Source organism: Mesorhizobium sp. M5C.F.Cr.IN.023.01.1.1 (genome assembly GCF_003997585.1).
In the GTDB taxonomy this organism is placed as follows: Bacteria; Pseudomonadota; Alphaproteobacteria; order Rhizobiales; family Rhizobiaceae; genus Mesorhizobium; species Mesorhizobium wenxiniae.
The window spans coordinates 1-10,648 of record NZ_RZSU01000163.1 but is presented as its reverse complement, the minus strand read 5'-3'; the positions used below and the strand labels follow the sequence as shown (position 1 = coordinate 10,648).

The 10,648-nt window shown below is 62.9% G+C and carries 14 protein-coding genes and 1 pseudogene; 12 read left to right on the top strand and 3 right to left on the bottom strand.

What is annotated here, in order from left to right; genetic code table 11:
• From EOA78_RS33410 to EOA78_RS33400, 3 genes and pseudogenes are all read left to right on the top strand, one after another.
• A partial coding sequence (locus tag EOA78_RS33410; protein WP_127319780.1) for an SDR family oxidoreductase occupies positions 1-947 on the top strand: 947 nt, incomplete at its 5' end.
• Between the two features lie 76 nt (positions 948-1,023).
• Positions 1,024-1,241: pseudogene (locus tag EOA78_RS33405) on the top strand (diguanylate cyclase); the annotation flags it as partial.
• A gap of 77 nt (positions 1,242-1,318) precedes the next feature.
• Positions 1,319-2,542: a GGDEF domain-containing protein gene (locus EOA78_RS33400; RefSeq protein ID WP_127319778.1), complete on the top strand. Its 1,224-nt coding sequence runs from the start codon at positions 1,319-1,321 to the stop codon at positions 2,540-2,542.
• Here EOA78_RS33400 and EOA78_RS33395 read toward each other — a convergent pair.
• Positions 2,526-2,876 (bottom strand): hypothetical protein, encoded by a 351-nt coding sequence (locus EOA78_RS33395; protein WP_127319776.1) that lies wholly within the window; start codon positions 2,874-2,876, stop codon positions 2,526-2,528. The genes EOA78_RS33400 and EOA78_RS33395 overlap by 17 nt on opposite strands.
• Positions 2,877-3,110: 234 nt before the next feature.
• Here EOA78_RS33395 and EOA78_RS33390 point away from each other — a divergent pair, with 234 nt between their 5' ends.
• The 6 genes from EOA78_RS33390 to EOA78_RS33365 all read left to right on the top strand — a co-directional run bounded on the left by EOA78_RS33390 (position 3,111) and on the right by EOA78_RS33365 (position 8,024).
• Positions 3,111-3,446 carry a hypothetical protein gene (locus EOA78_RS33390; RefSeq protein WP_127319774.1) on the top strand — a complete coding sequence of 112 codons (336 nt, stop codon included), beginning with the start codon at positions 3,111-3,113 and terminating at the stop codon, positions 3,444-3,446.
• Between the two features lie 385 nt (positions 3,447-3,831).
• On the top strand, positions 3,832-4,251 hold the full coding sequence (gene sdhC / locus EOA78_RS33385; protein ID WP_127319772.1) for a succinate dehydrogenase, cytochrome b556 subunit: 420 nt from the start codon (positions 3,832-3,834) through the stop codon (positions 4,249-4,251).
• Positions 4,252-4,253: 2 nt separating this feature from the next.
• Entirely contained in the window at positions 4,254-4,649 is a 396-nt protein-coding gene (gene sdhD / locus EOA78_RS33380) for a succinate dehydrogenase, hydrophobic membrane anchor protein (RefSeq protein WP_065007243.1), read from the top strand.
• Between the two features lie 3 nt (positions 4,650-4,652).
• Entirely contained in the window at positions 4,653-6,491 is a 1,839-nt protein-coding gene (sdhA, locus tag EOA78_RS33375; RefSeq protein ID WP_127319770.1) for a succinate dehydrogenase flavoprotein subunit, read from the top strand.
• A gap of 64 nt (positions 6,492-6,555) precedes the next feature.
• Entirely contained in the window at positions 6,556-7,335 is a 780-nt protein-coding gene (locus tag EOA78_RS33370; RefSeq protein WP_127319768.1) for a succinate dehydrogenase iron-sulfur subunit, read from the top strand.
• Between the two features lie 47 nt (positions 7,336-7,382).
• Positions 7,383-8,024 (top strand): DUF480 domain-containing protein, encoded by a 642-nt coding sequence (locus EOA78_RS33365; RefSeq protein WP_127319766.1) that lies wholly within the window; start codon positions 7,383-7,385, stop codon positions 8,022-8,024.
• Positions 8,025-8,069: 45 nt separating this feature from the next.
• Here the strand turns inward: EOA78_RS33365 and EOA78_RS33360 are convergent, their stop codons facing one another.
• Complete coding sequence (locus EOA78_RS33360; protein ID WP_127319764.1) at positions 8,070-8,495, bottom strand: OsmC family protein; 426 nt, start codon at positions 8,493-8,495, stop codon at positions 8,070-8,072.
• Between the two features lie 191 nt (positions 8,496-8,686).
• On the opposite strand from EOA78_RS33360, the gene EOA78_RS33355 reads away from it, so the two are divergent.
• The 3 genes from EOA78_RS33355 to EOA78_RS33345 all read left to right on the top strand — a co-directional run bounded on the left by EOA78_RS33355 (position 8,687) and on the right by EOA78_RS33345 (position 9,900).
• Positions 8,687-8,899: a hypothetical protein gene (locus EOA78_RS33355; RefSeq protein WP_127319762.1), complete on the top strand. Its 213-nt coding sequence runs from the start codon at positions 8,687-8,689 to the stop codon at positions 8,897-8,899.
• A gap of 3 nt (positions 8,900-8,902) precedes the next feature.
• Positions 8,903-9,259 (top strand): YciI family protein, encoded by a 357-nt coding sequence (locus EOA78_RS33350; protein WP_127319760.1) that lies wholly within the window; start codon positions 8,903-8,905, stop codon positions 9,257-9,259.
• A gap of 113 nt (positions 9,260-9,372) precedes the next feature.
• Complete coding sequence (locus EOA78_RS33345) at positions 9,373-9,900, top strand: hypothetical protein (protein WP_127319782.1); 528 nt, start codon at positions 9,373-9,375, stop codon at positions 9,898-9,900.
• 271 nt (positions 9,901-10,171) lie between these two features.
• On the opposite strand, the gene EOA78_RS33335 is transcribed toward EOA78_RS33345, so the two are convergent.
• The coding region (locus EOA78_RS33335; RefSeq protein ID WP_206533551.1) for an FAD-dependent monooxygenase at positions 10,172-10,648 on the bottom strand (477 nt) is incomplete at its 5' end.

Sequence of the window (10,648 nt, the reverse complement as noted above, 5' to 3'; positions counted from 1 at the left end):
TGCGCCTCGCACGAGAGGGCGCGAAGGTCGCTCTGATCGCGCGCGACAAACCTGCTCTCAGCCAATTGAAGGCGGAAATCGAAGGCAAGGGCGGCGAGGCACTCGCCATAGCCGCCGATGTTTCTGACGCGGCCAAAGTAGTTGCGGCGGCCGACGAGATCGAGTTAACACTGGGGCCGATCGAGCTTTGGATCAACAATGCGATGGCGACTGTTTTCTCACCTGTGGAGGAAATAAGTCCCAAAGAATTCCGCCGCGTAACCGAGGTGACCTATCTCGGTTCCGTCCATGGGACGATGGCGGCGCTGCGGCACATGAAACCGCGCAACCGCGGTACGATCCTGCAAATCGGATCCGCGCTAGCCTATCGCGGCATTCCGTTGCAGGCCGCGTATTGCGGCGCCAAGCATGCACTTCGTGGCTTCAGCGAATCTCTTCGCACCGAACTCATTCACGATCACAGCGCTATACGGGTCACGATAGTCGAATTGCCAGCGGTCGATACGCCCCAATTCGATTGGGCGCGCACGCATACGGGCCGTGAACCTCGCCCCATGGCCCCCGTTTTCCAGCCGGAAATCGTGGCCGAGAATGTCATCCGCGCCGCGCGCGATCCCGCCCGCGAATACTGGTTGGGTTTCAGCACCCTTTTTTCCATCATCGGAAACATGTTTGCCCCAGGCTTGCTGGACCGCTATCTGGCTAGTGCGGCTTACAAGGGCCAGGTCCGGCGTACCAAGGCATCATCTGCACGCGATGACAATCTTTTCCACCCGGTCAAAGGGCTCCACAAGACCCATGGGTCCTTCACGACCGAGGCACGCGGCAGACTTGCGGGATTTTCAACGGCAAGGACCAGACTTGGCATTTTCACCGCGGCGACGGTTTTGCTCTTGATGATCGGCTATGGGTTTGGCAGTCGCAAAAGAACCGCGCGCGGCAATTGATTGACCGAAAAAGCAAAAAACGGGACGGTGATTGGACCGCGAGGGCTCCGACGTGTTTGGCTGCTTCGGAAGCATTGGCAGCGTCGACGGGCTCCCGTCCGGCACAAGAGTGACCGCGAGCTTCGGCGTGACGGCCCGCACCGGCAATGAAGGGCTGGAGCCGCTGATGCGCCGCGCCGACGAGGCGCTTTACAAAGCCAAACGGAACGGCCGCGACAGCGTGCGGCTATCCTATGAACGGCCTATGAACGGTCGGAAACGGTGCTCGTTGTGGAACCGCTCAAAGCCGGCTGATCATCCCGCTCTCGGCCCACGTTAACGTCTTTTTCGCCCGTTCGTGATTTGCTGGCGCAGGGAGTGCGAAAAACCACATGGGCGGCGGCGCAGAGTTCATCCTTGCAATCAACCTGCTCGTCGCCGGCTTGCTGGCGGCTGCCTTCATGACCATCTCGTTCAACGATGCGGCGCGCGCGCCGGCGCGCTGGCTGGTCTTCGGTTATCTGCTCGGGATGGCCTATTTCGCCATCGAGTTCAGCATTCCGATCTTCGACAATGCGCGACCGGCAGTCGTCGCGGGTTTCGCCGTTTTCCTGGGCGCCACCATCGCCTTCAATGGCGGGCTTGCCCATAAATACGGCGTGGCGCCGCCCTGGGCGCCGATGCTCGTTTTCCTGTTTGCGGCCACCGTGGCCGTGTATTTCGTGCAGGACCTGCCGCGCCAGTCGCTTGCCCGCATGATGGCCTACCAGCTTCCCTATGCGGCCATGCAGTTCGTCGGCGTCGCCATCGTCTGGTCGTCCAGACAAAGACGCGACTGGCTCGACCATGCGTTGATGGCCGTTCTGGCGGCCAGCGCCCTGCAGTTCGTGAGCAAGCCCTTCATCGCCCATGCATTGGGCGGCTGGGGCGCCAATCCGCAGGCCTATCTGCAGAGCAACTACGCTCTGGTGTCGCAATCACTAGGCACGGTATTCGGCATGACAATCGCGGTTCTCATTCTGGTCATCCTGGTCCGCGACGTGCTCGCCGAGGCGACGTCGAAGTCGGAGACGGACACGCTATCGAGGTTGCTCAACCGCGGCGGCTTCGAACGTCATGCCGAGCTGGCGATGCGTGACGCCGTGCGCAAGGGTATTCCGGTCGCCCTGGTCATTGCCGACCTGGATCATTTCAAGAGCATCAACGACAGTTTCGGCCACGCGTCCGGCGACCGGGTCATCGAAGCCTTTGCCGGATTCCTGCGTGATGCGGCCGCCGATCATCACGTCGCCGGTCGCATCGGTGGTGAGGAATTCGCCATCATCCTGCCGGGAACCAACCTCGCCGCCGCGCGGCTTTTCGCCGAAGGGACGCGCAGCGCTTTCGGAGCCTTGCCGATAGACTGTCTGCCGGCGCACCATCGTTGCACCGCCAGTTTCGGCGTTGCCGAGCTTCACCCGGCCGAAGGGTTTTCCGACCTGCTGCGGCGCGCCGACGAAGCGCTCTATCAGGCGAAGGGCAGCGGACGCGATTGCGTGCGCATCTCGATAGGGTCAATCGCCGCCCGGCAGACGGCTGTTGCCAACGCCGGGCCGAAGATCAGCGGCAGGGGCTGAGTTCGGGCATCTCGCCGTCGGAAAGCCCGTACATATAACTGCGGCCCTTCACGAAAACCGGCGGCCTGTAGCAGTCGCGGCTGCTGACGTCATCCGCGTCGTTTTCATAGATTTTGGGCTGGCCGGCGCCGGTGTAGTCCGACAGTTCCTTGGCCAGGCTGCCCTCGCCAACGAGGATGCGCTTGTAGCCGGCGGCGCTTTCGATGACGAGATTGCCGAAAGAATCGGCGTAGACGCGGTCGCGCGTCCCGGCGAGTGCCGGTGCTGCGAAGCCGATGGCCACCGCCACCAGGATGAGCGCCGTAAGGCGCGATCTGCCTGAATTCGAACGCATGGCGTCCCCCATTTGTCAGAGGCGAGTCTTCCTCGAATCATAAATTAACCTTTTATTAACCTTTGTTAAGAGGCCAGGCCTGCTGGCAACCAGATCTCGGCAAACATGGTTAATCCGGCGCCTTGGAAGGCTGCGGCCATCTTTCGGCCATGCTTGCCCGCACCATCGCGGCCGGCGCGGGTGATCTTTGGCCAAGCATCGCGGCTGGATTGACGCGCAGGGAGGCAGCAGCATATGGCGTTAAGCCGGACGTTTCGGGTGACGCTTGCCCATGTTCCATTGCTGATCACCGTTGCCTGCGTGTCGCAGACCAATGCGCCGGCCACCGCGACCGATTCACCACAGCCGCGCACCGCCACTTACACCTGCGCTGATGGCACAAGGATCACCATCGAAAACCTCGGCACTTCGGTGCGCGTGCTTGGCCCGGACGGCGCCAGCGAGGACCTGCCGGCCTCGCCCGCCAATCAAAGCAGCCGCTTCGGCGCGGCGCATGACGCAATCGTGATCGACGGACGCGACGCGCTGGTGATGAAGGGCGGGAAGACGCCGCTGACCTGCACCCGCTGACCGGGTGTGTCGATATTCAGGTGATGCCGGCCTGCAAATGGTGGACCCCTGCGATTCCGGTGCACTTACCGAAATGTACGCTCCGCTCCGGTTCTCGGCATCCACCATTTTCGGCGCGGCCTGACCTGAATCTCAATACCACCCTGGCTGTTCGGTCGGGCAGATATGCCGCACTGCAGCGAACATTGCGCCGGCTTGGGTTCGCGCCCTAATCGATTGAAGCGAAACACCGCCCTTTTGTCAGACTAAATTACGTTTTCGAAACGATTTTCCGGCTTTGACGCGGTGCAAAAAGCGCATTAGAAACCGGCTGTCCGAAGTCGCAACCGGAAGCGGTAACGCCGCATTTCCCCTGGGGCTCCAGAGACGCCGAACTGGGGGAGCCATGAGCAAATCACCAGCCACCCGCGAATTTGCCAGACGTGAACGGCCGCTTTCGCCGCATCTGACCGTCTATCGACCGCCGATCACGATGACGATGTCGATCATCCATCGCATCACCGGCGGGGCGCTTTATTTCGGCACGCTGCTGGTCGCGCTGTGGCTGATGGCGGCGGCGAGCTCGCAATCCACCTTCGATGCCGTCAACTGGGCCTTCGGCTCGTGGCTGGGGCGGCTGGTGCTGTTCTTCTATACCTGGGCGCTGATGCACCACATGCTGGGCGGCGTGCGCCATCTGATCTGGGATACCGGGGCAGGTCTTGAAAAGGACACGGCCTCCAGGATCGCATGGGCGACGCTGGCCGGCTCGATCGTGCTGACGCTGCTGATCTGGGTCGCCGGCTACATGGCGCGGGGGGCCTGATCGTGAGCCACCGCAACACCGACATGCGCACGCCGCTGGCGAAGGTCCGCGGCCTCGGCTCCGCCCGCGAGGGCACGGAGCATTTCTGGCGCCAGCGCCTGACGGCGATTGCCAACATCCCGCTGATCCTGTTCTTCGTCGGCTTCCTGATCGCGTTGAACGGCGCCGGCTATGCGGAAGTGCGCGCCGCACTTGCCAACCCGTTCGTGGCGCTGGTCCTGGCCCTGGTGCTCTTGTCCGGGCTCTACCATATGCGGCTCGGCATGCAGGCGATCATCGAGGACTATGTACATGGCGAGGGCATGAGGCTGGCGCTGCTCGCGCTCAACACATTCTTTCCCGTAGTGGTCGGCGTCGCCTCGATCTTCGCCCTGCTCAAACTGGCATTTGGAGGCTGAGCTTTGGCCAAGGACGCGAAATACGCCAACACGGCGTCCGCCTATAGCTATGTCGACCACAAATTCGACGTGGTGGTCGTCGGAGCAGGCGGCGCCGGCCTGCGCGCGACGCTCGGCATGGCCGAACAGGGCCTGCGCACCGCCTGCATCACCAAGGTTTTCCCGACGCGGTCGCATACGGTCGCCGCTCAAGGCGGCATCGCCGCCTCGCTGTCCAATATGGGCCCCGATTCCTGGCAGTGGCACATGTACGACACCGTCAAGGGGTCGGACTGGCTCGGCGATGTCGACGCCATGGAATATCTGGTGCGCGAAGCACCTGCCGCCGTCTACGAGCTTGAGCATTACGGCGTGCCGTTCTCGCGCACCGAAGAGGGCAAGATCTACCAGCGGCCGTTCGGCGGCCACATGATGAATTTCGGCGACGGCCCGCCGGTACAGCGCACGTGTGCCGCCGCCGACCGCACCGGCCACGCCATCCTGCATACGCTCTACGGCCAGTCGCTGAAGAACAACGCCCAGTTCTTTATCGAGTATTTCGCGCTCGACCTGATCATGGAGCCGGACGGCACCTGCACCGGCGTCGTCGCCTGGAACCTCGACGACGGCACCATCCACCGCTTCTCGGCAAAAATGGTGGTGCTGGCGACAGGCGGTTATGGCCGCGCCTATTTCTCGGCGACCTCGGCGCACACCTGCACCGGCGACGGCGGCGGCATGGCAGCGCGGGCCGGGCTGCCGCTGCAGGACATGGAGTTCGTGCAGTTCCATCCGACCGGCATCTACGGCGCCGGCTGCCTGATCACCGAGGGCGCGCGCGGCGAGGGCGGCTATCTCGTCAACTCCGAAGGCGAGCGCTTCATGGAGCGCTACGCGCCGTCGGCCAAGGACCTTGCCTCGCGCGACGTGGTCTCGCGCTGCATGACGCTGGAGATTCGCGAGGGACGCGGCGTCGGCAAGAACAAGGACCATATTTTTCTACACCTCGACCACCTCGATCCGGCCGTTTTGCACGAGAGACTTCCGGGGATTTCGGAATCGGCAAAAATCTTTGCCGGCGTCGACCTGACCAAGGAGCCGATCCCGGTGCTGCCGACGGTCCACTACAATATGGGCGGCGTGCCGACCAATTACTGGGGCGAGGTGCTCAACCCCACCGCCTTGAACCCGGACCAGGTATCGCCAGGGCTGATGGCGGTCGGCGAGGCCGGCTGCGCCTCGGTGCATGGCGCCAACCGGCTGGGCTCCAACTCGCTGATCGATCTGGTGGTGTTCGGCCGCGCTGCGGCGATCCGGGCAGGCCAGGTGATCGACCGCAACGCCGCGATCCCGTCGCCCAACGAAGCCTCGGTCGAGAAGACCATGGACCGCTTCGACCGGCTGCGTCACGCCAACGGCTCGACGCCGACGGCGGTTTTGCGTGAAAAGATGCAGAAGGCGATGCAGGACGATGCGGCGGTGTTCCGCACGCAGGAATCGCTGGAAAGCGGCTGCAAGCGCATTTCGCAGATCTGGGGCGAGCTCAAGGACGTAAAAGTGTTCGACCGCTCGATGATCTGGAATTCCGACCTGGTCGAGACGCTGGAGCTGGAAAATCTGATGGCCAATGCCATCACCACAGTCTATGGCGCCGAAGCTCGCAAGGAGAGCCGCGGCGCGCATGCGCGGGAAGATTTTTCGGCTCGTGATGATCTGGCCTGGCGTAAGCATACGCTGGCCCGGCTCAGCGAAGACGGCGAGGTGTCGCTCAGCTACCGGCCGGTGCACACCGAGCCGCTGCTTAGCGAAGCAGACGGCGGCATCAACCTGGCCAAGATCGCTCCCAAGGCGAGAGTGTATTGACGATGGCCGCCGTGAACGGGACTTGGTCCGGGCTGAAGCTCGTCATCCGAAAGGACCTGAGGTAATGGTCGAACTCACGCTTCCGAAAAACTCGAAGATCAAGGCCGGGAAAACCTGGCCGAAACCGGAGGGCGCGACCAATCTGCGCGAGTACCGCATCTACCGCTGGTCGCCGGACGATGACGAGAACCCGCGAATGGACACCTATTTCGTCGACATGGACGATTGCGGGCCGATGGTGCTCGACGCGCTGCTCTGGATCAAGAACAAGATCGACCCGACGCTGACCTTGCGCCGCTCCTGCCGCGAAGGCATTTGCGGCTCCTGCGCCATGAATATCGACGGCTCGAACACGCTCGCCTGCACCAAGGGCTGCGACGACATTTCCGGCGCGATCAAGGTCTATCCGCTGCCGCATATGCCGGTGGTCAAGGATCTGGTGCCCGATCTCACCAATTTCTACGCCCAGCACGCCTCGATCGAGCCATGGCTGAAGACGGTGTCGCCCGAGCCGGCCGAGGAATGGCTGCAGAGCCATGAGGAGCGCGAAAAGCTCGACGGGCTTTATGAATGCATACTATGCGCCTGCTGCTCGACCTCTTGCCCGAGCTATTGGTGGAACGGCGACCGCTATCTTGGCCCGGCGACGCTGTTGCAGGCCTATCGCTGGCTGATCGATTCCCGGGACGAGGCCACGGGCGAACGGCTCGACAACCTCGAAGACCCGTTCCGGCTCTATCGCTGCCACACCATCATGAACTGCGCCCAGACCTGCCCCAAGGGGCTCAATCCGGCCAAGGCGATCGCCGAGATCAAGAAGATGATGGTGGAGAGAAGGGTGTAGCTTCGGCGGCGCATGTCGCGATCCAGCCTAAAAAGAATAGCCGACCTATGACCGACACTGAACTGCCCAACCTTTCTCCCGTCGAAGCGCGCGTGCTCGGCTGCCTGATCGAAAAGAAGGAACTGACGCCCGATATCTACCCGCTGACGCTCAATGCGGCACTTGCCGCCGCCAACCAGAAGACGGCGCGCGAGCCGGTGATGTCGGTCGAGCTTGTCGAGGTAAGGCGAGCGCTTGGCCAGCTTGAGCACAAGGGCTTGGTCAGGCAGGTCTTTGCTTCGCGCGTCGAGCGCTACGAGCATGTCGTCGCGCAGCGCTTTTCGCTGACCTCAGCGCAGATTGCGCTGCTTGGGCTGCTGTTGCTGCGCGGTCCGCAGACCGCCTATGAATTGCTGGCGCGAGCTGAGCGCATGGCGCGGTTGCCCTCCATCGACGAGCTTCGCGGCAATCTCGACCTGTTGATCGGCCGCAAGCCGCCGCTCGTTCAGCAGATCGATCGTGGACCCGGCCAGCGTGAGGACCGCTATGCGCATCTCTTGAGCGGGCCGGTGCAGACGCCGGCGGTGGCTGCAACGCCCCTGCAATCACCTTCGCCGGCCTCGGATCTCGAAGCACGCGTGCAAGCTCTCGAGGAAGAGGTCGGACAACTGCGCGCACGCATCAACGCGCTGACCGGCGAGGGACAGTAGCGCCCCGCCGGTCCATTGCGCTGCCGATTCGCGAGGTTCGGCCGCTCAGCCGAGCCTGGCGTCGAGTGACACTTTTATCGCGCCGAGCGCCTTCGAGACCGGACACCCGGCCTTGGCCTGTTCAGCCAGCTCCTGGAATTTCGCGGCATCGATACCTGGCACCTTGCCGACCAGCGTGAGCGCGCTGCCGGTGATGCCGGTGCCCGGAACCAGCGTCACCACGGCCTTGGCCTCGAGTTCGGTGGCGGGGGTGCCGTTCTCGGCCAGGATATGCGAAAGCTGCATGGCAAAGCAACCGGCATGCGCCGCTGCGATCAGTTCCTCCGGATTGGTGCCGGATTTGCCGCTCTCGTCCTCGAAGCGCATCTTGAACGAGTAAGGCGTGCCTTTCAGAGTCCCGCTCTGCGTGTCGAGCGTGCCCTTGCCCTCTTTCAGATTGCCTTTCCAGACGGCGTTTGCGGTGCGGTCCATGAATTCCTCCTTGATGCGGTGGCTGAGCCGTGATCGGCGTCTGATCGACTATAGCGCGCGCGGGCACGAAGGCTACCCGTGCTTTCGCGCCAATGGCCACGCAAAAAAATCCGCGTGCAAAAATGTCGACTTCCATCTGCCTCGGCCGTCCTGCGGGCGGCCACGGGTTTCGTGGCCGGATGGAGGATCACATGAATGATTTGTTTTCTGCCTACTGGAGAGACACCGGCCGAAAGGCGGCTGAACAAGAAGCCGACTGGTTGCATCGTCCATCTTCCGGTTTCGGTCGACTGCTTGCGGCGGTCGCCATCATCGGGATTGCAGTGTCCGTTGTCGATCATGCGGCGGTCAAAAGCCCGGCTGGGACCTTGGTTGCCAACGGTTCGTCCAAACAAGGAAGATGAGAGATGAAATATGTTTGCCTCGTCTACGGTGAGGAAAAGGACCTTTATGCAATGAGCCCGGAGAGGTTGGCCAAGCTCGACGCCGACTCGCTGGCCTATGACAAATCGGTGGAGCAAAGCGGCCGGCTGATCATCGCCCAGGCGCTGCAATCGGTGAAGACAGCGAAAAGCGTGCGCCGGCGCAAGGGCAGGCGGCTGGTCACCGACGGCCCTTTCGCCGAGACCAAGGAGCAATTGCTTGGCTTCGTCATGATCGAGGCCGGGGATATCGACGAGGCGCTGGAGATTGCCGGCGGCATCCCTCTGGCCGAAATCGGCACGATCGAGGTCAGGGCGATCTACAACGTGCCGGGGTCCTAGAGATTATTCTGTTTTGCGTCCGGCTGAATCAGTTTCTTCTGCGGGCGCAACTTTTGCGTGTTGAAGCGAGCCGGCACTTCTCCTATCGTCGCTGCGGTTGGGGGATCATGGGCATGCATATTCTGATTGCTGCAATTGGGCTGTTGGGGGCGGCGGCGTTCTGGTGGTATCGGATGAAGGCCATGAACGATGCGGCGCGCGAGGTCGCGGACGTCGTCGGCCGTGTGCAAGGGAACATTCGCCGCAAGAGACTGCGCAAGCAGGCGGCGCTCTCACCGCTGACGGCGATCGACGATCCGGTCGTGGCGGCCGCGACGCTGATCACCGCCATCGTTTCCGAGAACGGCCCTGTCCTGCCGCAGCGCGAAGCCGCGATTCGGTTGATGATCTCGGAGATTGCGGACGACAAGAAGACCGATGAGGCCGTGGTCTACGCCAAATGGGCGGCGTCACAGATCGACGATGCCACGATCGTCATCGACAAGCTGGCGCCGTTCCTGCGCGAACGTCTGGATGTGACTGAGCGAAACGATTTGCTGCAGATGGTGAACCGCGCGGCGCAGGCTGGCGAGCAACCCCTGAAGATATCCGACCAGCGGATACTGCGGCTGCGGCAGAAGCTGGGCTTCGAGGTCAACTGAGTTCCCTGAGATGGAAATTCTGGCAGACCGCATGGCTTGGCGACTGGCGCCCGGTCGCTTCGTCATCCTGGGGCGGAGCAAGGAGCGAAGCGACGCGGCGCAGACCCCAGGATCCATGCCGTGACTTCGACGTGTTGCAACGGTGCAGAATTCTGCTCCGCCGCATTCTCCGGCTGATGTCACGGCATGGATCCTTGGGTCTGTGCTCCGCTTCGCGTCGCTCCGCCCAAGGATGACGAAGTTGGGAAGGCTTCCGCCAATTGCGAGGCGATCAGATCGCCTCGCCCTTGAGCAGCTTCGGCGTGTCGCCGGACAGACCGGACGCCTGGCGGATGAAGAAATCCTTCAGCCGCGGCATGCGTTCGACGAGGCCGAGGCCGATGTCGCGGACGGCGCGCAGCGGGCTGATGTCGTTGGAGAACAGCCGGTTCAGGACATCGGTGGTGATGCCCATCTGCAGCGTGTCGAAGCGCCGCCACTGCTGGTAGCGTTCGAGCACGTCGAGCGTACCGATATCCTGGCCGAGCCGGTCGGCCTCGACCACCACTTCAGCCAGTGCCGCCACATCCTTGAAGCCGAGATTGAGGCCCTGGCCGGCGATCGGGTGGATGCCGTGGGCGGCGTCGCCGGCGAGCGCAATGCGCGGCGCGACGAAGGCGCGGGCAAGTGTCAGGCCGAGCGGCCAGGCGCGAGGCCTGTCGGCGACGCGGATTTCGCCGAGCTTCAGGCCAAACCGCTGTTCGAGCTC